The following is a 21,268-nucleotide window of genomic DNA, read 5'->3' as shown; positions in this document are numbered from 1 at the left end:
GCTAGCGCATTGATCTCGCTCATCATAGGAATCCTGGTGTCCCTGGCGGTCATAGCCCTCGGCACCCCTCTGCTGATACGCGTCATTCACCGCCTGCATTACGGGCAGTATATCCGCCAGGACGGGCCGCAGTCCCATCTGGTCAAGCGCGGCACCCCGATCATGGGTGGCTTGGTCATCGTGCTCGCCACCATACTGGGGTGGGCCAGCTCGGCGATTTATCGTTACGTGACGAAGGGCGATATGCCCTCCGCCTCGGCGTTGCTCGTCCTGTTCGCCATGGTGGCCATGGGCTCCCTGGGGTTCATTGACGACTTCGCCAAGGTGCGCAAGAAGCAGAGCATGGGCCTGTCGGTCACCGACAAATTCGTCGGCCAGTTCGTGCTCGCCACGGTTTACGCCGTGCTGGCGTTGGTCATTCCCACGAAGTCCGGCTTCCCGAGCGCGCAGCCGGGCATGAGCTTCATCGAGCGGCCCTTCCTGAGCTTCGACTTCGCGGGGCGTACGGTGGCCATGATACTCTTCGTGATCTGGGTGAACTTCCTCATGACCGCGTGGAGCAATGCGGTCAACCTCACCGACGGCCTCGACGGTCTGGCCGCCGGATCATCCATGATCGCCTTCGCGGGCTACGCGCTGATCGCCTTCTGGGAGAGCTACCATCTGCTGCACTCCGGGCACTCGGGCTTCGCCTACGCGGTGTCCGATCCGCTGGACCTGAGCATCATCGCCGTGTGCGCGGCGGTGGCCTGCTTCGGCTTCCTGTGGTTCAACTCGAATCCGGCGACCATTTTCATGGGCGACACCGGATCCCTGGCCTTGGGCGGCCTGTTCGCCGCGCTGAGCATCGCGACCCACACCGAATTCCTCGCCCTGATCATCGGCGGCCTGTTCGTGGTCGAGACGCTCTCGGACGTCATTCAGGTCGGGTGCTTCAAGCTCACGCATAAGCGGGTGTTCAAGATGGCGCCGATCCACCACCATTTCGAGCTGCTGGGGTGGAACGAGTCGAAGGTCGTCGTGCGGTTCTGGATGATCGAATTGTTGTTCGTGCTCATCGGCGTGATGGTGTTCTACGCCGACTGGGCGAGCAGGTCCGGGCTGTTGTTCTGAGGGCCGATCCTGCAGTGGTGCAATGTCGTGCGGTCCGCGGATAGGTCGGGCCGCGTTGTGGTGACGGGGGCGTTATGGAACTGAGTACGGCGACGGTCGTGGTGGCCGGTCTGGGAGTGTCGGGTACGAGTGCGCTGGAGGTGCTGCGCGGTCGGGTAGGGCGCATCGTCACGGTCGACGAGCGCAAAAGCGAGACCGACCTGCACGATTTCGGCGATATCGTCTGGGATGAGGTCGACCTGGTCGTCACCTCCCCGGGCTTCAACCCCCGCACCCCGTTCCTCGTCGCCGCGCATGAGCACGGCATCCCCGTGTGGAGCGAGGTCGAGCTGGCCTGGAATCTCAGGGTCGCCAACTCGGGCACGGGCCAGCCGGCCGGGTGGATCGGCATCACCGGCACGAACGGCAAGACGTCGACCACGCAGATGGTGTCCGCCATGATGCGGGCCGCGGGCTTCGAGGCACCGGCCGTGGGCAACATCGGCAAACCCGTATCCCACGCCGCCGTGGACCCGGCCAACCAGGTCCTGTGCGTCGAACTGAGCTCGTTCCAGCTGCATTTCACCGACACCCTGGCGCTGGATTGCGCCGCGATCACCAACATCGCCGACGACCATCTCGACTGGCACGGCGGCATGGCCAACTATGCGGCCGACAAATCCAAGGTCTTCCATCGGGCCCGTCGCGCCGTGGTGTTCAACGCCGATGACGCCCGCGTCAGCGCACTCGCCGCCCAGGCGCGCACGGCTCAAGGGTGCCGTCGCATCGGATTCACCCTGCATGAGCCCCAGGCCGGGGAAATGGGTATTCAGAACGGTTGGATCGTCGACATGAGCGGCGTGGCGGGCGGTGACTACGCGGTGCCCACGCGTATCGCTCCGGTGACGTCCTTCACGCATATGAGTGAACCGGACGGCACGGTGTATCCGCATCTGCTCGCCGATGCCATGACGGCCCTGGCGCTGGTGCTGGGATATGGCGCCGATCTGCGGCGCGTGCTGCCCGTGCTGCAGGAGTTCGCCCCCGGCGGGCACCGGATCGCCACCGTCGCCACCGCGCATGTGGGTGCGGGCGTCGTGCGGTTCGTGGATGACTCGAAGGCCACCAATGCATCTGCCGCGCATGCCTCGCTGAGCAGCTACCGGCCCAAATCCGTGGTGTGGATCGCCGGGGGATTGGCGAAGGGTTCGCGGTTCGGGCGTCTCGTCGCCGATCAGCGCGGCACGATCAAGGCCGCGGTGATCATCGGCGTCGACCAGCGGCCCATGCTCGAAGCCTTCCGGGCGAGCGCCCCGGATATCCCGCTGACCGTCATTGACCCCGCGGGAAAGGGGACGATCATGGCCCGCGCCGTGGATGCGGCGGGTGCGCTCGCCCAGGCGGGCGATATCGTGCTCCTGGCCCCGGCGTGCGCGTCGATGGACCAGTTCGTTTCCTATGCCGACCGCGGCGACCGGTTCGCCCGCGAGTCGCAGCGCTGGACCCAGGCGCATGGCGAATAGCAGGAAGCCGTCCCGTTCCTCGGGTTCGGCACCACGCCGCACCCGCACGTCGCGAGGTGGCACCGGCTCCGGCTCGGATGCCAAGGGCGGGAGGAAATCCGGCGGCTCCGGATCGGGCCGTCAGGTGTATCCCGACGCCGATCGGTTCAACAGCTATACCGGCATACGCGCCTTGCTCAATCCGATCTGGTGCTACCACGGCTTCCGCATCGCGGTTCTGGCGCTGACCTGCTTCGGTGTCGTCATGGTGTTCTCCAGCTCCGCCGTGACCATGATCTCCCAGGGTTCCTCACCATGGAAGCAGGCGTTGTCGCAAGGTGTGTACTGCATCCTGGGGCTGATTCTGGGGTGGGTGGCCTCCCGCGTGCCCCACGGGACATACCAGCGATACGGGTTCGGGTTCGTCTGCGGCTCGATCGTCCTGCAGCTGCTGACCATCACCCCGCTGGGCGTCTCCGTCAACGGCAACGCCGGCTGGATCGGCATACCCGGCGTGTTCACCATGCAGCCCGCCGAGATCGTCAAGTTGGCGCTGTGCATCTGGATGCCTTCCGCGATGCTCGTGGCCGTCGAACGGTACGAGCAACTCGGCCTTAAGGCCTATACCAAACCGGTGGGCGTCTTCGTCTGCACGCTGGGTGCGGTCATGGTCGGCAAGGATCTGGGTACCACGATGATCCTCGTCTTCATCGGCGTGACATCGTTGCTCATCGGCGGATTCCCCGGTCGTTGGCTGTTGGGCGTCGGTGCGGTGCTCGCGGTGTGCATCGCGCTGTTCGTCATCGGCAGCCCCAACCGCATGCGCCGCATCATGGCCACCTACCAGCCGTGCACCACCGATGCCCAGCAGGACGTGTGCTACCAGGCGATCCACGCGAAATTCGCCATGGGCTCCGGCGGTCTGCTCGGCGTGGGCATCGGCAACTCACGTGAGAAGTGGAACTATCTGCCCGAGGCCCACAACGATTTCATCTATGCCATCATCGGCGAGGAGACCGGGTTCCTGGGCGCGGTCATGGTGATCGCGCTGTTCGCCGTGCTGGGGTGGAGCCTGGTGTGCGTGGCGTTGCACATGAGGCATCGGTATGTCTCCACGGTGCTGGTGTGCATCACGGTGTGGATCGTCGGTCAGGCCCTCGTCAACATCATGGTCGTCGTCGGGCTGTTGCCCGTGATGGGCATCCCCATGCCGTTCATCTCGGCCGGCGGCTCGTCCCTCATCATGTGTCTGGTGGCCGCCGGGGTCGCCGCCAGCATGATGCGCGCCCAGCCACAGATCAAGGCCGCCACCGCCACGCTCGGGTCATGACGGTCCACGTCGCGCTAAGCTCATGACTATGCATACCGAAACGATCCATATCGTCCTGGCCGGGGGAGGCACCGCCGGCCATGTCAACCCCTTGCTGGCCGTCGCCGACGCCATACGCGCCATCGAGCCGCAGTCCCAGATCAGCGTGATCGGCACCAGCGTCGGGCTGGAGCGCGATCTCGTGCCGCAGGCCGGGTATGAACTCGACACGATCGCCAAAGTGCCGTTCCCGCGACGTCCCAACGCCGCCGCCTTGCGATTTCCCCGTGACTGGCATCGCGAGACGCGCAAGGTGCGCGACATCCTACGGCGCCGCCAGGCCAAGGTCGTCGCCGGGTTCGGCGGATATGCCTCCGCGCCCGTGTATTCCTGCGCCCATCGGCTCGGATTGCCGGTAGTCATCCATGAGCAGAACGCCCGTTCGGGCATGGCCAACCGGCTGGGCAGCCGTTGGGCGACGTTCATCGGCACCGCCTACGACGGCACTGGTCTGAAAACCGGCCGCGGGGGCGAGATCAAACGCGTCGGGCTGCCGTTGCGTCCGCAGATCGCCGCATTGTGCGCGAGTCTGGAACGTGATCGAGGCGAAACGCGACGGGCGTGCGCGGCACGTCTGGGACTTGACCCCGAACGCCCCATCGTGGTCGTGACCGGCGGATCGCTGGGTGCCGCGAACCTCAATCGAGCGGTGGCCGGTGCGGCGGCGCAGCTGCTGCCGCACACCCAGATCGTCCATCTGACTGGTCGGGGCAAGCTCGACGAGGTGCGTGACCTGGTGTCGTCTGCCGTTGGTCCGCAGGCGCTCAGCGACCTGCATGTGGGTGAAGCGGGGGAGTCGGTTGTGGTGAACTCGGCTGGAACGGCGAGCACTGCCAGAACGGCGAGCACTGCGGTTGCGACGGGCGACGCCGGCACCACCCCCGCATCGGCGCATGACGGCGACTATCGGGTCGCCGAGTATCTCGAGCGCATCGACCTCGCCTTCGGTTGCGCGGATCTGGTGATCTGCCGTTCGGGCGCCGGTTCGGTCAGCGAACTCGCCGCATTGGGGCTGCCCGCGGTCTACGTCCCCCTGCCCATCGGCAACGGGGAGCAGCGCTTCAATGCCCAGCCCGTGGTGGATGCCGGAGGCGGGCTCATGGTCGACGACCATGACTTCTCCACCTCATGGGTGCGTGAGCACGTCGCGGGTCTTCTCGCCGATCACGCGCGGCTTGACGCCATGGGACGTGCAGCATGGGGGTATGGCATACGCGACGCGGCCGAGGTCATGGCACGCCGGGTGCTGGCCATCGCTCGTTCCGCTGCGTCGCCACGCGCTTAGGGCCATATCCGGTCATGTGTGGCCGCATGCCCGTATCGGCATGCTTGGGAGAGGGTGCGACCATAATGGAACAAGCCCTCACAGCGATTGTTCAAGGAGCATGTGATGTCCCAAACGGCAAATGATATCCGGTTAACCCCACTCGACCCGACGGTCGACGCCTTCGACGCGCATGCGCACGTGGCGGATTTGGGGCCCACGCATTTCATCGGCATCGGCGGTGCCGGTATGAGCGTGCTCGCGGAGATGCTGCATGAGGAGGGCGTCGAGGTCCGCGGTTCCGATCGGGAACGCAGCGACAAGACGAAGCGGCTCGAGACGCTGGGCATCGAGGTGCGGATCGGCCAACGGGCGGAGAACGTCGCGGGTGCCGACACCGTGGTGTATTCCAGTGCCATCAAGCCGAGCAATCCCGAGATCGTCGCGGCTCGTGCGGCGGGTCTGCGCATCGTGCATCGCAGCGACATCCTCGCATTGCTCATGCATGACCGCCGTACCGTCACCGTGGCCGGCGCCCATGGCAAGACCACGACCAGTTCGATGATCGCCCACATCCTGCACGAAGCGGGTTCGGGCGCGCTTGCCGATCCCAGCTACGCGATCGGCGGATCCATCCAGGAACCCGGCGGAGGCGTCGGCGACGGCGGTCATGCCGGCAGCGGTGACGTCCTCGTGGCCGAGGCCGATGAGTCGGATGGCAGTTTCGCCAAGTATCGGCCTGATATCGCCGTCATCACGAACGTCGAGGCCGACCATCTTGATCATTACGGTACCGCCGAGGCGTATCGCCATGCCTTCGTGGGGCACATCGGCCATGCGCGCCGCCGCGTCATGCTGTGCGGTGATGACGCGGGGGCCCTCGCCGTGCTCCGAGCGGTCGATGCGCAGGTCGCGGCCCGAACCGTCGTGTACTCCACGCACACCGCCGAGGAGCTTGGCGATCTCAACGGTGCGCGGCTCGTACGCATCGTTGCCGAGAGCGAGAGCGCCGGCAGCGGCACCGAGCATTGCACGCTGGAGGTTCCGGCGGGCGTCTTCGACGGCCAGGACGATATGCTGCGCATCGCCATCGGCCTACGGGTCCCCGGGCTGCATAATGCGCGGAATGCGGCCGCCGCGGTGCTGGCCGCGGTCGATCTCGGCATGGAGCCCGACAAGGCGGCCGGGGCGCTCTCGACCTTCCTCGGCGCCTCCAGGCGGTTCCAGATACGCAGCGTCGAAAAGGGCGTCACGGTCGTCGACGACTATGCGCATCATCCCACTGAGATCGCCGCGCTGCTCGACGCCGCCCGGCGCCGGTATCCCGACTCGCGGATCCACGTGCTCTTCCAGCCCCATCTGTTCTCGCGTACACGGTTCTTCGCCGGCGAGTTCGCCCGGGCCCTGGCCAAGGCCGACGATGTGATCGTCACCGGCATCTTCCCGGCGCGCGAACGCCAGGAGGATTATCCGGATGTCACCGGGGCCATCATATGCGATCAGGCGAAGGCGCTCACCCACACACCGCAGGAGGATTGGATCAGGGATGTCGAGGATATGCAGGTCGCGGCGCAGATGATCGCGTTGCGTGCGCATCACGGCGATGTGATCATCACCGTAGGCGCCGGCGACATCACCGCTATGGTGCCCGTCGTGCTGCACGCCCTTGAGGCGCACCGCGACACCTGCGAGGCCTGATGGTCAGGCGTATCGCAAGTTCGGGGGGCGCGCGGAAGCCCAAACGGGATCGACGCGTCGCTTCGGGACCCAAAGCGGTGAAGGGCCGACGGACCGTGGGCCATACGGCGCATTCGAAGGTGGGCTCTTCGCAAGCCAAAGGGTTCGTCGATCCGCGCGAGCTGACCAGCGAGGATCTGGTGACCAAGACCCTGGAGGAGACCTCCGGCAGTCTGGGGATGGCGGCCCGACCCAAGGTCGTCGACTTCAGTGCGAGGTTGCGCGAACGTCGTATGGCCCGCATCCGCGGATGGGCCGTACGTGCGGGTGTCGCGCTGCTGGTTCTTGCGGTGCTCGGCGGTCTGATCTGGACGTTGTTCTTCTCGCCGGTGCTCAGGCTTGAATCTGACCGTATCGAAGTGCATGGCGGCAACGAATGGGTCAGCGGCCAGCGCATCAAGGAGATCGCCGCGAAGCAGTCGGGGCGCTCGCTGTTGCTCGTGTCCACGTCCGAGGTGACCGCCCAGCTCGGTGATATCCCCGGGGTGAGCGCAGCTAAAGCGGACAAACGATATCCGCGGGGGATGAGCGTGACCATCACCGCGCAGAAGCCCGCCGCGATGCTCAAGGCCTCGGATGACGATCTCACCGCCGTGGACGATCGGGGTCGCATCCTCAACTCGGTCAAAGGCGCCTCGGCATCGGGCATACCGGTGATCGAGGTCAGCAACGTGAACGACGGACTGCGCGACCGGGCCGTGCTCGCCGCCTCGAAGATCCTGGGCGATCTGCCGGAGCAGATGAGACACCGGATCAGCAAGGTCAGCGCGCGCACCCAGGATTCCATCACGACCGAACTCGATGACGGGCGTTATGCTGTGCTGTGGGGCGACGCCTCCGATCTCGCCCTCAAGCAGGCGGTCGTCGACAAGATCGTCAACGACCCGACCAAGATCGGCGACAAACATCAGGTCGACGTGTCCGCACCGCTCAGGCCCATCATCAAATAGTGGAGCGACCTACGGTCGGATGATGTGCGAGCCGGGCGTTGCATGTTGTCCTGCCACTGTGTGAGTGGGCCGTTTTGTGCGAGGGACGCTGCGTGAGCGCGACGGTGCGCGAGCTGAACTGGGCGGTTGCCGGACGGGTGTTGGCCGAGCGGCGCCGTGATGATCAATGTGCCGGCATATCGCGGGAGTCCAGACAGATGGTCACCGGTCCATCGTTGACCAGTGACACGGCCATATGCGAGGCGAATCGCCCTTCGTTCACCGTGATGCCTTCGGCACGCAACGCGTCATCGAGCCGCAGCCATATCGCTTTCGCATGCTCCGGTTTGCCGGCGTGGATGAAACTGGGCCGGTTGCCTTTGTGGGTGTCGGCGAACAGGGTGAACTGCGAGATCGACAGCACCGACCCATGCACGTCCAGAATCGACCGGTTCATGGCGTCATGGTCGTCGCCGAAGACACGTAGATGCGAGATTTTGTGCGCCATCCAGGCGATTTCGGCATCGCCGTCTTCGTCGCTCACCCCTACGAGGGCCACGTAACCGATACCGATGTGCTGGGGGTCGAAACTCGGGTCCCGTTCACCGGTCTCCTCGTCCATGACCTCGACCTGACCGCTGGTGACACGCTGCAATACGACTTTCATGGTGCCCAGCATAGCTCGGAGGCGGGGCGGTCCGGATGATTGCGGGGGAGTGCTACTTCGTGGCCGTTCGGACATACGCCGTATCGGCCGTGGTGTTCGGTTCGGCGGGTGAACGGGCTTGACCGCCGCGCTTCGACGATATATACTGAAGAGTCCGCGTAAGCGGAGTTTGATAATTGAATAATGGGGCTGATCGGTTTCGACGGTGACCTGTTCGTCGCAGGGAAGCGTGCCGAGAACGCAGGGTCCACTCGTGGATGACCCCTGCAAATCATCAAGTGCTAAATCTAACCGCACTGAGTTTGCTCTCGCTGCCTGAGCGTTAAGCCAGGAATAACCAGCGAGCAGTAGCTCCGTCCGCTCTCCAGTGTCTTCGGGGAGAGGCCGGGCGTTATAAGAGGACTTGCTTGAATCGTTGCACCACAGGGCGGTTCAGGGACTTTTACTGTAGATATGCTCGCCATCGGTTGTCTGCGATATAGATGGGGGCAGAAAAACTGCCATACGGCCAGCAGGCTACGCACGTAGAAGACTGAGGGTACGGTTACCGGACCGGGGTTCGATTCCCCGCAGCTCCACGAGGTTCATGAGGCCACTCCGCAAGGAGTGGCCTTTTTCGTTGGTGATTCATCATATGGGGTTGCCATTCTTGGGGGTAGGGGCGCAATTCACTGCATATTGATCTTGCGGTTAAGAGCCTTTCTGTGGATCCCGGACAAGGTTAGTTGGGACGTTGGGAGGTTTGCCCTGTTCAGGGTATCTCCTCCTGATAGAGTGCTAATGATTATTGGATAATTATTGTGGGGATGAGATGAAGAAGCTTATTGCGCTTTTGGCTGTTGGAGTGTTTCTCATGGGGTTTGCGGCGTGCGGATCATCATCCGGTTCCACTGCCAGTCAGCAAGTGCAAACGAAGTCGCAGAGTTCCACGGAACAACCGAAGCCAAGTCCAGCACGATCCGGCAGCAAGGCAGCGGTGCCGAAGGCGCCAGAGAACAACGCCGATGCGTTGAAAACTGCTGTCAAACAATATTCAGACGCGTTTTTCAACGGTTCGGGCATGGGGGCATATGCACTCTTGAGTCAGAGATGCCAGGCTGTGAACGACGAAGCGACCTTCGAGACAAGTGTCGTGGCCGCTGGTCAGCAATACAAGGGGGCATTGCCGGTGATGACTTCCATTTCGGTCAACGTCACGGGCAACACCGGGACAGCAACGTACTCGTATGATCGCGGCGACTTCGACCAGGCGAATCAGCCGTGGACATTCGAACGCGGAGGATGGAAATACAACCAATGCTGATACCACGCCGGTAGGCGACTGCTGAGGTTTTCTTGGGAGTAGAAGCTCACTCAGTGAGCAATTGTCTTCAGTGTTTTTTGGTCAGCACTCGATAGATCAGCCACAATGGGATGAATACCACTATCGCTACGATGCCGGTCACGAGCAGGTTCGAACCTTCCGGGTCATGGCAGATTGCACACCTCCGATTGTCGGGTGCCTTCCGGTATGTCACCGAGATCGTTGGCAACGCGGACAGTAGTACGACGATCGCGACCTGAAACGTTCACGTCGAATCAGCGTGCCGCAGCGCGGGCACGGTCTGCCAGCCTGGCCGTACACAGTGAGACTGCGCGAGAAGTAGCCGGATTCACCATTGACGTTGATATACAAGGAATCGAATGATGTACCGCCTTGGGAGAGGGATTCGGCGAAGACCTCACGCACGGCTGCAAGCAGCCGATGCAATGCACGAGTCGCAATGCCACGACCGGCCCGCGCCCAGTAGATACGCGCCCGCCACAACGATTCGTCGGCGTAGATGTTGCCCACGCCGGAAACCAGCCGCTGGTCAAGCAAGAGCGACTTGATGCTCGCCCGCGATGCTTGCATACGGGCGATGACCGCAGCTTCGTCGAACGCCGATTCCAGCGGATCGGGCGCGATGGCGGCGACGCTGCCGGGCACCTGCCGGCCGGACCCGTCGTCGGCAAGCGGTTCTAGCGCAAGCCGGCCGAAAACGCGCTGATCGACAAACGACAGTTCGATAGCTCTCCCGTCCGCCCTCATGAGCTGCAGCCGAGCGCGCACATGCGGCTCAGCAAGGGTCAGAGCTACCCGAGATAACCTGTCGTCACCAAATTCACCGGATATCGTGTCTGCCTTCCGCCCGTCGCGGGCTTGAGCATGGATCACCCCGTCTCGTTGCCAATCGACCGCTGGTATGGGAGATAGCGACCCTCGCGTCGCCGCAGCGCAATCCCGCAGAAGCAGCTGGCCGCTCATGCCCAAGTGCGCCACCAGCGCCACAGCTTGCGCAGGTTGAAGGATGCGTCGCGTCGGCAGCATGCCGTCGGTAAGCGGCATCCACAGAAATTTCCCGCGTCGATCTACGGCTCCAATCCGCTGTCCCAAGAGGCTGTGCGCGAATTCAGCACCCGAGGGATGCGGTGCTGCGGGAGCCCCATGCCGCCGCAGTAAGCGTTCGTCGATTACATCAACGCCTGTGCAGACAGCACCTGTGATATGGGACGCCAATCCGCGGCGCACGGTTTCGACTTCAGGTAGCTCTGGCATGTCCCTACCCTACCGCCCCTCCGATCCTGCGTCTCCCGAACAGCATCGCTCAGTGAATACGGGCCTTTCATCCAACCGAAGGCGGGTCCTTATCAAGACAACGTCCGCAGCCCCTACCCGATTATTTCAACGAGATTGGTTAATCTTCCTCATCCGATACGAAAATTACAGGGGTGATGAGCATAGATTCAAGTTCGTGCATCTCCTACTGCATGGAGTACTCCATGCAGTTATTTGGCCTGCCACGGGTGTAAGTAACAAATATCAACTCGCCGCAGATCCCGTCGTAGCCTCTGTTTCTGACTTGACCTGCAGGATCTCCATGAGTCTGGCTTTCATTAGACGGCGCCGTTCATCGAAGAATTGCTCAAAGTGCATCAGCCAATATGTCTCATCCGGCGGGACACCTGGCAGCGAGTTCGGGAGACATTCGACCCACTGCCTCTCTATTGGATCCAATACCCATGATGCTAATGGACGATCGTTCTTACTCTCATTCGAATGCCCCTCCAACAAATGCAGATTCACTATGGTGTCGCGCTGCTGCTCCCATTTCATTCTTATGTCATCCCCTGTATCGGGGAGTTTCTGCCCACACTGCATCAAGTTATTGAGTTGAACATCTTCAAATGATGAGTGTGGATGCAGATGATCTTGATGAAATTGTTTGTCTCGATATTTCAACCCTTGGTAGAGCAGGGAGAGGATGTCAAAAGTGCGGTTACCTATAGGATATGTGAATAGTTGATCGATATCGGACTCCATAAATTTGAGATCGGTACCGTTTGAGAAATCGATTTGCTGAAGCTTGGTTAGATTGAAGGAACTGGAATCCTCTTTCAATTCATCTCGAAGTAGACGAAGTGGGTTGCTGTCCATGTGGCTGAATGTTTGCTTCAATTGGGCATAGATATAGAACAGCCGCATGTTCTTGTTATCCTGAGCACTGATTGCCGAGGCATGATAGATGTAGTAGACGATGGGGAACAAAGCATTCTGGGATCCCAAGTTCTCTCTCGAGTATCCCCAATCAGCAAGAATACCAACCAAGCTCTTGAACGTTTTTTTGAGATTCCTCCAATTCTCACGGATTTCAAGAATATGGTCTTGTGAGAACGATTCAACTCGCAGTCGCGTCGAATGATCAAAAATATACAGACAGGCTCTGAGAAGGAAATCCGACGAGAACCTAAATCCGTCCCCTACCTCGTTCATAGCGTTAAGCAACTTGTCGATATTCTCACGAGCATCAGGCCACTGGGCGATTACTGTCGAGAATAGCAAATCAGCTTTGGATAGGACGGTTCCACCACTATTCGTTCGTACAAAGATATCGAGCACCTCGTCAATAGAGTCGGATTCCACTTCAAAAAAGCTCAAAGCCTCCTCTACAGACAGAACCTGATGCAAACGATTGATGTTCTTTATCGCTTGCGACATCACTTCCCGTGGAAGTTGAGAGTTATTAACCTGGAAATCAGCCGCGGTATCGTCGTCGAGACCTTTCTTCACGTTGAGCCAGATGTGGTCATTTTCCAGAGATTCGCCCTTGTCCAAATGTGTCGTCACAGTTGTCCTAGCGTCCTCGACAACTTCGTTACGCAACAATTCGAAACGATATATATGCTGCGTGTTCTCCTCATCGTTTTGGTCAGTGTTTGCTATACCGGAGCATAAGTCTAGATAGAGTTCTGTTTCCGGGTACGAGGTCGCAAGCGATCTCCATTTTCCTTTGAGATAAAATGCTAACGTTGAGCTCAATGCTAGATAGATTGAGGTAAGTCGTTGTTGCCCATCGAGTGCGGCCTCAAACTCTTCATGAGAATTAGTGGCTAAGGATGAAAGCTCGTTCTGATAATGATTCCGCTCGTTAAATTGTGACAAAAAATCGTAGAAGGAATAGTTTCGCCTCATGGCGTTCTTACGATCTACCTTCCAAAAAAGGAAAGTACCAATCGGGTAACCCCTCATCATCGAATCAAACAGATTCACAACTTGCGCTGCATCCCAAACATATTTCCTCTGGATAGCCGGCAACAGCAGTCTGCGATCATGAATATCTTGAATAATTTTTTTAACTGTCTTCGAGTGAGTAGCCACTGTTTCACGATAGTACTCTATACATATGTTCCTTGTGAGCCCCACAGCTAGACGCTCACTGTCTAGTATCGATCTCCACCGCCACGTCCACGACCATTGAGACATCCAACTCTCTTTCACTGGCCGCGTCACGGTTCGATGTCAGTACCAACATATGCATGCTCATGGCGTTTGTAACGTAAACCTTCATTTATTGTTACGATCCCCCAAAAGGCAGAACATATATGTGGTGCAATCACTTCACGTGTGCCTTCTGAGCTCCACGAGGTTCACAGGGCCACTCCGCAAGGGGTGGTCTTTTTCGTTGGTATGCCGACTCTCGATAATCGTTTGGCATTCGGATGATGCAAAGAATCCGGGAATGCTGAAGGGTCGTCACTGCGAACATCCGGAACGGTTGATCTGCGGTGTGGTGATAGCACGCGCGTACTCGTTCAGGTGTTACCCCTGAGCGGGTCGGGCAATCACCGGGAGAGGGGTCGGCATTGAAGATCGTCGAATACAGCCAGCGATTTGAAAGACAGATCAACGACTACCAGTTGCAGGATGTCACATTCACCGGGCTGCCGCGGAAGGCGGTCGCCATAGCAAAGACCAACATGGAGTATCATCCGTCACTGGCTGTGACCAGTGACAATGAAGTCCCCACATTTTTCGTCCTTGATTACGGCACGGACAAGTTCCGATATACGAACACCTCCCGGAGCATGCTCCTCAGAAGCTTCGCCACGGATGACCGATACTTACGAAAGGGCTATGCGTCGGAGGCGCTGGCCCTGCTTCCTGCATACGTGAGGGGCTCGTTTCCGGATGTGATTGAAATAGTCCTTGGTGTCAACAGGAAGAACGTGCCCGCGCAAAGACTGTATGAGAAGGCGGGATTCGAACGACGGGCCGATACTTTCGTGGGAAGACGCGGGGAGCAATTCATCTACACCATGGCCATCGGCTAGGTTCCCGGCAGCCATCCGCCATTTCGCCTGCCCGTGCCCAACTTCTGGCTGCGCCTCATGCGAGACTGGCGAACCGAAGAGGGGTGTTTCGCCGTCGGTGTGGGTGCCGGTGATTGCCGATCCTGCGGCTCGATGCGTGCCGCCTGGTCGAGATCCTTGAGACAGACGACATAACGTGGTCATGGTCATGGTCATGGTCATGGTCATGGTCATGGTCATGGTCATGGTCATGGTCATGGTCATGGGCGTGTGGACCGTGTCAGGGTTCGGACGTCTCGTATGTCGTCGACGAGGACGGGTCGAGGGGCCATGAAATTCGGCATGCTAGGCTATGCATACGGTCATTGCGGTACTTGGATGACTTGGGTGCGACGCCACGATGGCGTCGGGAAGCCCGTGGACGGTACCGAGAAGATAACAAGATGGAGGGTATGATGGTCGCTTTTATTCTGGTGCTATTGCTGCTGTGGATCATCGGAGGCGTCGCCGGTCTGGTGCTCAAGGGACTGATGTGGCTGTTCTGGGTGTCGCTGGTGCTATTCATCATCACGGCGGTGTTTGGCTTCATCAAGGGCATATTCACCAAGAAGTAGTTCACTGAACCGCCAAGGGCCTCCGCTCCTCAACTTCGAGGCGGGGGCCCTTCGCATACCCCGATCAGTCGTCGTGGTCGAGGAAGGCGAGCGTCATGGCGATGACCAGGATGATGGCCGGGACGATGAGTCCGGCGTTGTGCAGATACGGGGAGATGGCCGTCATGAGCAGCGCTCCGATCGTGAAGCCCGCCAGCACCCCGACCATGGCCCGCACCCGCCGTTTGGCGGAGGCGTCGTGGTACAGGATAGCGTCAAAGGCACTTACGGTCATGGACCGCAGATTGCCGGTCATCATGAGCGGAGTGAAGGGATTGCCCTCCAGACGGCGAAATTCCTGGAGCTCCGCCGCGGCGGTGAACGACAGCAAGGCGATGACGGCTACATCGGGCAACATGCCGCCGATCGCGGCGATGATGAGCAGCAGCGTCGCCTCGTAGGCGAGCACAAGGCGGCGTCGCAGTGGTTCGTGTTCGCGCAAGCGTGGCAGCCGTTGCAAGACACGGATCACGAGGGTGCCGCAGATGAACGCCAGCAGCGAGACCACATACCGCGCGGACTGCAACACCTCACCCTGACCGAGGCGCACGCCCAGCAGAATGAGGTTGCCGGTCTGAAGTCCGGCGAACACCTGCCCATGCAACAGATACGAGTGCGCGTCGATGCATCCCGCCGCCATGGTCAGCAGCGCTCCGAATACGGTGCTTTCCGTGTGTTTGGTCCTCATGGGCGGTCCTTGGTTCGAGGGGGTCAGGTGTTCGGTTTGGGTGTCTTGGCGTGGATGTGCGCAATTGCGTCGCCCGTCTCTCGCCCCGTGATGCACGGTTGGTGTGATGCAGGGTCGGCGTAGTACAGGGCCAACCGCGCACCATGATACAGGTGGCCCATATCACGGTGCGCGGCATAGCCGATGCGCTTGCGAGCGCCCCGGAAGTGTGCGCAGGCACGTCGCGCCAACGGGCGTCGATACGCAAAACCGCCCGGCGCACTGTGGATTGCACCACGATGTGCCGGGCGGCCTCACTCCGGTGTCGGTGTGACCGACGCCGATGTCACTCCTGTGCCAGCGACAGGTAATCGGTCATGGTCTTCGGATAGACGGGCCATGCGCCATCCTGCGTGCAGACGAACGCGGCGGTGTTCACCGAGGCCCGGTGGGCCTCCTGCAGGCTTGCGCCGGTGAGGATCTTCGCCGTGAAGGTGCCGGAGAAGGAATCACCCGCGCCCACGGTGTCCGTGACCTCGACGCGAGGGGTGGCCAGCGTCGAGGTCTCGCCGGACCTGGCGATGATGGTGCTGAACGTCGCGCCCCCGGTGAGGACCATGTAATCCAGGTTGAACGTGGTGATGAACCAGCGGCATGCCTCGTCGTCGGAGGCGCCGCGGATGTTGAACATGTCGCGCAGCAGCAGCAGTTCGGCGTCGTTGAGCTTGAAGACGGTCGCATATCCGAGCAGCTCCTGGATGAGTTCCTTGGAGTAGTGGTCGCCGCGCAGGTTGATGTCGAAGAACTTCAGGGCGTCCGGGCGGGCGTGCTTGAGCAGTTCGATGATGGTGTCGTGCGTTTCGGGGGAGCGCAGGGCCAGGGTGCCGAAGCAGATCGCGTCCGACTTCTCCACGAGGTCGATGAGCTCGCGCGTGAGCAGCAGATGGTCCCAGGCGACGCCCTTGACGATGGTGTATTCGGGGATGCCGCTTTTGAGCGAGACCTCGACGGTGCTGGTCGGCCAGGCGTTGCGCTGGATGATCGACTTGACCCCGGACTGCTCGATGGCCTTGACGAGTTCGTCGCCGAGGGGATCCTGTCCCACGGCGCTGATGGCGTAGCCCTCGGCGCCGTTCATCGCGGCGTGGTAGACGAAGTTGACGGGTGCGCCGCCGGCTCGTTTGCCGGTGGGGAGCATATCCCACAGCAGTTCGCCCAGTGAGAGAACGATTGGCTTGGACATGGGTTTCCCTTTCCTTAAGGTTGATGATTTTGGGACCACGTTGTTCGACGTCATGATGGCACGTCGAAGAACGTTGATGGATGTTCCAAAAAATGGGTGATGGCGATCGCGGTGCCACCTGAGACCGCGGAATCGGTCGAGAGCTCCGACAGGGAGATCGCCGTGGCGTCGTTGAGTTCGGGGATCGCACGCTCATTGACCACCTCGCGCACCGCACGCAGCAGGCGCGGCCCGGCTTGGGAGACGATGTCGCCGATGACGATGCGGCGGGGGTTGAACATGTTGAAGATGGTCACGCATCCGTATCCCACGTAGCGCCCCACTTCCTGGACCAGTTCCTGTGCCTTGCGATCGCCGTCGTCCGCGGCCGCGAACAACGCGAGACAGGCCTCTTCATGATTCATGGTATCCGCTCCGGCCACCAGGCCTCGGGTGAGTATCTCCTGGTGGATGGCGACGGCGGAGCAGTAGCGTTCAAGGCATCCCACGTTGCCGCATTCGCACGGCCTGCCGTGCACATCTATGCTGACGTGCCCGATTTCGGTCGCGGCCCCGAGCGCGCCATCGATCAACCGTCCATGTTCGATGACGCCCAGGCCCAGGCCTTCGCCGATCAGGTAGTAAGCGAGGTATTCGCAGGTGTTGGTGCGATCGAACAGATAATGGGCGAGTGCGCCGGCGCGGGCGTCCTGCTCGACGAACACCGGTACGCGGAAGCGCTGTGCGAACTCGTGCAGGAAGTTGACCTTGCGCCATCCCTCCATGGAGGAGACGACGGCGGTCCGTCCGACATCGCGCAGATACGGACCCGGTACCGCCATGCCCACGGCGATGATGTGGCGATCCTCGTCCAGCAGATGCTGGATGCCGGTTCTGATCTGGTCCAGCGTCGTCCTGATCGTCCGTTCGGTCACCGGGGGCAGTGTCTGCAGTGACAGCTGCGTGCCGGCCAAGTCGAAGACCGCGATCTGGACGATGCTGCGGGCGAATTTGACGCCGATGACGTGGATGGTGTCGTTCGCCAGGCTCAGGCCGATGGAGCGGCGCTTCTTGCGGCCTTCGATGTCACCGGTTTCCCTGATGATGCCGGCGTCGATGAGTCGTGCGGTGATCTTGGTGATGGCGGCTGGGGTCAGGGCGAGCACCTGGGCGATCTCCGCCCGGGAGGAGACGCCATGGCGGAACAGGTAATCGAGGATGTGCGACCGGTTGGATTCGGACATGGCGGCTTGGGAGGCGGAAGGCGATGGGATGGCATGGCGTGCGTCCATCATGGCCCCCTGTACTCGATCGTATGCACTCGGCGCTGAATTGATACTGTTGTATGTATGTTAACGAGGTTAAGCATGGTGTTCAATACGGCGTGTCGCGCCAGGACGAGACCCCGGACCTCGTAGCGGGAACGGTGGTTTTCGGGGTGTGGCGTGTGCAGACGCGACTAGTACGACGACCGCGCCGAGGTGGGCTGCGTCTCAGTATGCGGGCATGGAATCAAGACGGAAACAATCGATGGTCATAGTTTCGAGATACCGCAGCAACGCCGGTCCGTGTCTGATCGGTGTCGTCCGTTTCCCCGGCGATCGTGATATCCGTCGGTGGAATCGTGTCGGGCCCTGGCCCGGACGGGGAACCGCTTGATAGGGGTTCGTGAGAGCACCGCATAGAAGGAAGAGAGATTCCGTGAAGCATTCCAAGATAGCCACCACGCTGGCGGCGGTCGCCGCCATAGCATCCTTGGCCGCATGCGGCGGGGTGAAGAGCGATGCCGGTTCGGCATCGGGTTCCTCGGTCATCACCGTCGGCACCACCGATAAGATCACCAGCATCGATCCGGCCGGATCCTACGACAACGGTTCATATGCCGCCGAGATTCAGATGTACCCCTTCCTGTACGCCCAGGACTACAACACCTCCAAGCTGAGTCCGGACATCGCGGCCGACGACGGCACGTGGAACGCCGACGGCAGCGAGTTCACCGTGAAGATCAAGAGCGGACTGAAATTCTCCAACGGCCACACGCTCGACGCCAAGGACGTGAAGTTCAGCTTCGACCGCGTCAAGAAGATCAACGACGAGAACGGTCCGTCCTCGTTGCTCGCCAACATCGAATCGGTGTCGGCCCCCGACGCCACGACCGTGGTGTTCAAGAGCGCCGTGCCCTTCGACGTCACCCTCAAGCAGGTGCTGTCGAGCCCGGCCGGGCCCATCGTCGACGATGAGGTCTACTCCGCCGACAAGCTCACCTCGAGCGACGCCATCGTGAAGGGCAACGGCTTCGCCGGACCCTACAAGCTGACCTCCTTCAAGCTCAACGAGGCCGCCTCCTACGATAAGAACTCGGACTACAAGGGGCTGACCCCGGCGAAGAACAACACCGTGCAGGTCAAGTACTTCGCCGATGCCTCGAACCTCAAGCTCGCGGTCCAGGAGGGCCAGGTCGACGTCGCCACGCGTTCGCTCAGCCCGACCGACATCCAGGATCTGTCGACCAAGTACAAGGACAAGGTCAGCGTCGTCAAGGGACCGGGCGGCGAGGCGCGCATGCTCGCCTTCAACATGAAGATCCAGCCCTACGGCAGCTCCCAGCCGAACGCCGATCCGGCGAAGGCCAAGGCCGTGCGTCAGGCCGTGGCCAACCTCATCGATCGCGAGGCGATCTCCAAGAACGTGTACAAGAGCACCTACACGCCGCTGTACTCCTTCATTCCCGACGGTCTCGCCGGGCATGAGGACACGCTCAAGAGCACGTACGGCGACGGCGAGGGCAAGCCGAGCCTCGACAAGGCCAAGAAGCTGCTGTCCGAGAGCGGGGTCACCACGCCCGTCGATCTCAAGCTGCAGTACAACGGCGACCACTACGGTTCCTCCTCGGCCGACGAGTATTCGGCGATCAAGTCGCAGCTCGAGCAGGGCGGGCTCTTCAAGGTCGACCTGCAGCAGACCGAGTGGACCCAGTTCAGCAAGGAGCGTGTCGTCACGAAGGACTCCGACGGGTCCTACCCGGTGTACCAGCTCGGATGGTTCCCCGATTACTCCGATCCCGACAACTATCTCTCCCCGTTCTTCCGGGACGGCAACTTCGTCAACAACGGATACGCGAACAAGGAGGTCAACGACCTGATCGTCAAGCAGGCCGGTGAGAAGGATCCCCAGGCCCGTGAGGAGGTCCTGCGCAAGATCCAGGCGCTCGAGACCGCGGATCTGTCCACCATCCCGCTGCTTCAGGGCGACCAGGTGGCCGTGACCGGCAAGAACGTCAAGGGCGTGGTGCTCGACGCGTCCTTCCGCTTCCGCTTCAGCCCGATCACGAAGTCCTGAGTCTGCGCCCCGCCGGCACGCACCCCACCGGGTGCACGCCGGCGGGGCGTTTCCTCATCTCGTCCACGTACCTCTCATTCCATTCGCGCAAGGAGATATCGAAGTGTCGCAGAGTACCACATCGTCGGTCGTCACCGATGCATCGACCGCCAAGGGCGGCGGCCCGCACGTTACGGCCAGACACAACCGGCTGTCCGGGGGATTCTTCCGCTTCCTCGTGGCGCGGTTCCTGCTCATCATCCCGACCGTCTTCATTCTCGTGACGATCGTGTTCTTCGTCATGCGGGCCACCGGCGACCCCATCTCCGCCGCTCTGGGCGGCAGGCTCAGCCCCGAGGAGCTGCACCGACGCATCCATGCGGCGGGGTACGACCGACCGCTGATCGTGCAGTACTTCGAATACCTCGCCGGCCTGCTTCGTGGTGACCTGGGCACCACGCTCACGGACAACCAAAAGGTCAGCGACATCCTCCTGCGTTACGGCGCCGCGACCCTGGAGCTCTCGCTCCTGGCGCTCATCATCGCGCTCGTCGTCGGCATCGGGTTCGGCCGGCTGGCCGCACGGCATCGTGACCGCACGGCGGATGCCGGCATACGCGTCTTCGCGATCCTGTGCTACGCCACCCCCGTCTTCTTCCTCGGCCTGGTGCTCAAGCTGGTCTTCTCGGTGTGGCTCGCCGTTCTGCCGGCCTCGGGCCGTTCCTCGCTCGAATCCGAGATGCAGTTCGGCCGTCTCGTCTCGCCCACGGGCCTGTACATCGTCGACTCCCTGCAATTGGGCGACTTCTCCGTGCTCGTCGATGTGCTCAAGCACGCGATCCTGCCCTCCCTGGCGCTCGGCCTGCTCACCGCCGGCGTCTTCATCCGTCTGGTGAGGACCAACGTGATCTCGACTTACACTTCGGGATACGTCGAGGCGGCGCGCTCCCGCGGCGTGTCGGAACGTCGGCTGCTCTCGAAGCACGCCTGGAGGCCCGCGCTCATCCCGATCGTGACCGTCATGGGCATGCAGATCGCCATGATGCTCGCCGGTGCGGTGCTCACCGAGACCACCTTCGAATGGAAGGGTCTCGGATTCATCCTGGCCGACTATCTCAAGAAGCGTGATTTCGTGGCGGTCCAAGGCATCGTCATCCTCATCGCGATCATCGTTTCGGTCGTCAACTTCGTCGTCGATGTGGTCAGCGCCCTGCTTGATCCGAGAGTGAGGTACTGAG

At 61.3% G+C, this 21,268-nt stretch carries 17 protein-coding genes, 1 other RNA gene and 2 pseudogenes; 14 read left to right on the top strand and 6 right to left on the bottom strand.

The window, feature by feature from the left end; all coding sequences use genetic code 11:
* Positions 1-9 precede the first annotated feature (9 nt).
* The 7 genes and pseudogenes from mraY to BMON_RS04790 all read left to right on the top strand — a co-directional run bounded on the left by mraY (position 10) and on the right by BMON_RS04790 (position 7,914).
* The gene (gene mraY / locus BMON_RS04815) at positions 10-1,113 is read left to right on the top strand and encodes a phospho-N-acetylmuramoyl-pentapeptide-transferase (RefSeq protein WP_033511227.1); all 1,104 of its coding nucleotides are present in this window, start codon (positions 10-12) and stop codon (positions 1,111-1,113) included.
* 74 nt (positions 1,114-1,187) lie between these two features.
* Positions 1,188-2,615 carry a UDP-N-acetylmuramoyl-L-alanine--D-glutamate ligase gene (murD, locus tag BMON_RS04810; protein WP_033511225.1) on the top strand — a complete coding sequence of 476 codons (1,428 nt, stop codon included), beginning with the start codon at positions 1,188-1,190 and terminating at the stop codon, positions 2,613-2,615.
* A complete protein-coding gene (locus tag BMON_RS04805; RefSeq protein WP_051917905.1) occupies positions 2,605-3,924 on the top strand; it encodes a peptidoglycan glycosyltransferase FtsW in 1,320 nt (439 codons plus the stop codon). Before murD ends, BMON_RS04805 begins: the two co-directional genes overlap by 11 nt.
* Before the next feature lie 28 nt (positions 3,925-3,952).
* Positions 3,953-4,732 (top strand): annotated as a pseudogene (locus BMON_RS10670) (UDP-N-acetylglucosamine--N-acetylmuramyl-(pentapeptide) pyrophosphoryl-undecaprenol N-acetylglucosamine transferase); the annotation flags it as partial.
* A 102-nt stretch (positions 4,733-4,834) separates the two neighbouring features.
* Positions 4,835-5,248: pseudogene (locus BMON_RS10665) on the top strand (glycosyltransferase); the annotation flags it as partial.
* Positions 5,249-5,353: 105 nt separating this feature from the next.
* Entirely contained in the window at positions 5,354-6,925 is a 1,572-nt protein-coding gene (murC, locus tag BMON_RS04795) for a UDP-N-acetylmuramate--L-alanine ligase (RefSeq protein ID WP_033511406.1), read from the top strand.
* On the top strand, positions 6,925-7,914 hold the full coding sequence (locus tag BMON_RS04790; protein WP_033511223.1) for a cell division protein FtsQ/DivIB: 990 nt from the start codon (positions 6,925-6,927) through the stop codon (positions 7,912-7,914). The genes murC and BMON_RS04790 overlap by 1 nt, the downstream gene beginning before the upstream one ends.
* Before the next feature lie 163 nt (positions 7,915-8,077).
* Here the strand turns inward: BMON_RS04790 and dtd are convergent, their stop codons facing one another.
* Positions 8,078-8,560 (bottom strand): D-aminoacyl-tRNA deacylase, encoded by a 483-nt coding sequence (dtd, locus tag BMON_RS04785; protein ID WP_033511403.1) that lies wholly within the window; start codon positions 8,558-8,560, stop codon positions 8,078-8,080.
* Between the two features lie 185 nt (positions 8,561-8,745).
* On the opposite strand from dtd, the gene ssrA reads away from it, so the two are divergent.
* Positions 8,746-9,141, top strand: a transfer-messenger RNA (tmRNA) gene (gene ssrA, locus BMON_RS09590).
* Between the two features lie 230 nt (positions 9,142-9,371).
* A complete protein-coding gene (locus tag BMON_RS04780; protein ID WP_152595694.1) occupies positions 9,372-9,863 on the top strand; it encodes a hypothetical protein in 492 nt (163 codons plus the stop codon).
* A 210-nt stretch (positions 9,864-10,073) separates the two neighbouring features.
* On the opposite strand, the gene mutM is transcribed toward BMON_RS04780, so the two are convergent.
* Together mutM and BMON_RS04770 are read right to left on the bottom strand one after the other, a co-directional pair.
* On the bottom strand, positions 10,074-11,138 hold the full coding sequence (gene mutM, locus BMON_RS09585; protein ID WP_081882891.1) for a bifunctional DNA-formamidopyrimidine glycosylase/DNA-(apurinic or apyrimidinic site) lyase: 1,065 nt from the start codon (positions 11,136-11,138) through the stop codon (positions 10,074-10,076).
* 264 nt (positions 11,139-11,402) lie between these two features.
* Entirely contained in the window at positions 11,403-13,238 is a 1,836-nt protein-coding gene (locus tag BMON_RS04770) for a DUF262 domain-containing protein (RefSeq protein ID WP_051917893.1), read from the bottom strand.
* A gap of 485 nt (positions 13,239-13,723) precedes the next feature.
* On the opposite strand from BMON_RS04770, the gene BMON_RS04765 reads away from it, so the two are divergent.
* The 3 genes from BMON_RS04765 to BMON_RS09930 all read left to right on the top strand — a co-directional run bounded on the left by BMON_RS04765 (position 13,724) and on the right by BMON_RS09930 (position 14,784).
* On the top strand, positions 13,724-14,191 hold the full coding sequence (locus BMON_RS04765) for a GNAT family N-acetyltransferase (protein ID WP_033511220.1): 468 nt from the start codon (positions 13,724-13,726) through the stop codon (positions 14,189-14,191).
* A 181-nt stretch (positions 14,192-14,372) separates the two neighbouring features.
* Positions 14,373-14,504 (top strand): hypothetical protein, encoded by a 132-nt coding sequence (locus BMON_RS10525; protein ID WP_272944902.1) that lies wholly within the window; start codon positions 14,373-14,375, stop codon positions 14,502-14,504.
* A gap of 109 nt (positions 14,505-14,613) precedes the next feature.
* Entirely contained in the window at positions 14,614-14,784 is a 171-nt protein-coding gene (locus BMON_RS09930) for a hypothetical protein (protein WP_156098620.1), read from the top strand.
* A 64-nt stretch (positions 14,785-14,848) separates the two neighbouring features.
* Here the strand turns inward: BMON_RS09930 and BMON_RS04760 are convergent, their stop codons facing one another.
* The 3 genes from BMON_RS04760 to BMON_RS04750 all read right to left on the bottom strand — a co-directional run bounded on the left by BMON_RS04760 (position 14,849) and on the right by BMON_RS04750 (position 18,004).
* A complete protein-coding gene (locus BMON_RS04760; RefSeq protein WP_033511219.1) occupies positions 14,849-15,511 on the bottom strand; it encodes a YoaK family protein in 663 nt (220 codons plus the stop codon).
* A gap of 325 nt (positions 15,512-15,836) precedes the next feature.
* Positions 15,837-16,733, bottom strand: coding sequence for a carbohydrate kinase family protein (locus tag BMON_RS04755; protein WP_033511218.1), 897 nt, complete (start codon positions 16,731-16,733; stop codon positions 15,837-15,839).
* A 50-nt stretch (positions 16,734-16,783) separates the two neighbouring features.
* On the bottom strand, positions 16,784-18,004 hold the full coding sequence (locus BMON_RS04750; RefSeq protein ID WP_152595700.1) for an ROK family transcriptional regulator: 1,221 nt from the start codon (positions 18,002-18,004) through the stop codon (positions 16,784-16,786).
* 409 nt (positions 18,005-18,413) lie between these two features.
* Between BMON_RS04750 and BMON_RS04745 the strand changes: the two genes are divergently transcribed.
* Both BMON_RS04745 and BMON_RS04740 read left to right on the top strand, forming a co-directional pair.
* Positions 18,414-20,051 (top strand): ABC transporter substrate-binding protein, encoded by a 1,638-nt coding sequence (locus BMON_RS04745; RefSeq protein WP_033511217.1) that lies wholly within the window; start codon positions 18,414-18,416, stop codon positions 20,049-20,051.
* 190 nt (positions 20,052-20,241) lie between these two features.
* Positions 20,242-21,267: an ABC transporter permease gene (locus tag BMON_RS04740; RefSeq protein WP_051917904.1), complete on the top strand. Its 1,026-nt coding sequence runs from the start codon at positions 20,242-20,244 to the stop codon at positions 21,265-21,267.
* The last annotated feature ends 1 nt before the right edge of the window (position 21,268 follow it).

The sequence above is a fragment of the Bifidobacterium mongoliense DSM 21395 genome (genome assembly GCF_000741285.1).
GTDB classification, from domain to species: Bacteria; Actinomycetota; Actinomycetes; order Actinomycetales; family Bifidobacteriaceae; genus Bifidobacterium; species Bifidobacterium mongoliense.
This window is presented reverse-complemented; position numbering and strand designations above follow the sequence as displayed.

Coding starts and splice junctions, on each gene's coding strand:
- murD (WP_033511225.1), top strand. CDS start 1,188: ATGGAACTGAGTACGGCGACGGTCGTGGTGGCCGGTCTGGGAGTGTCG.
- BMON_RS04805 (WP_051917905.1), top strand. CDS start 2,605: ATGGCGAATAGCAGGAAGCCGTCCCGTTCCTCGGGTTCGGCACCACGC.
- murC (WP_033511406.1), top strand. CDS start 5,354: ATGTCCCAAACGGCAAATGATATCCGGTTAACCCCACTCGACCCGACG.
- BMON_RS04790 (WP_033511223.1), top strand. CDS start 6,925: ATGGTCAGGCGTATCGCAAGTTCGGGGGGCGCGCGGAAGCCCAAACGG.
- dtd (WP_033511403.1), bottom strand. CDS start 8,560: ATGAAAGTCGTATTGCAGCGTGTCACCAGCGGTCAGGTCGAGGTCATG.
- BMON_RS04780 (WP_152595694.1), top strand. CDS start 9,372: ATGAAGAAGCTTATTGCGCTTTTGGCTGTTGGAGTGTTTCTCATGGGG.
- mutM (WP_081882891.1), bottom strand. CDS start 11,138: ATGCCAGAGCTACCTGAAGTCGAAACCGTGCGCCGCGGATTGGCGTCC.
- BMON_RS10525 (WP_272944902.1), top strand. CDS start 14,373: ATGGTCATGGTCATGGTCATGGTCATGGTCATGGTCATGGTCATGGTC.
- BMON_RS09930 (WP_156098620.1), top strand. CDS start 14,614: ATGGAGGGTATGATGGTCGCTTTTATTCTGGTGCTATTGCTGCTGTGG.
- BMON_RS04760 (WP_033511219.1), bottom strand. CDS start 15,511: ATGAGGACCAAACACACGGAAAGCACCGTATTCGGAGCGCTGCTGACC.
- BMON_RS04755 (WP_033511218.1), bottom strand. CDS start 16,733: ATGTCCAAGCCAATCGTTCTCTCACTGGGCGAACTGCTGTGGGATATG.
- BMON_RS04750 (WP_152595700.1), bottom strand. CDS start 18,004: ATGGACGCACGCCATGCCATCCCATCGCCTTCCGCCTCCCAAGCCGCC.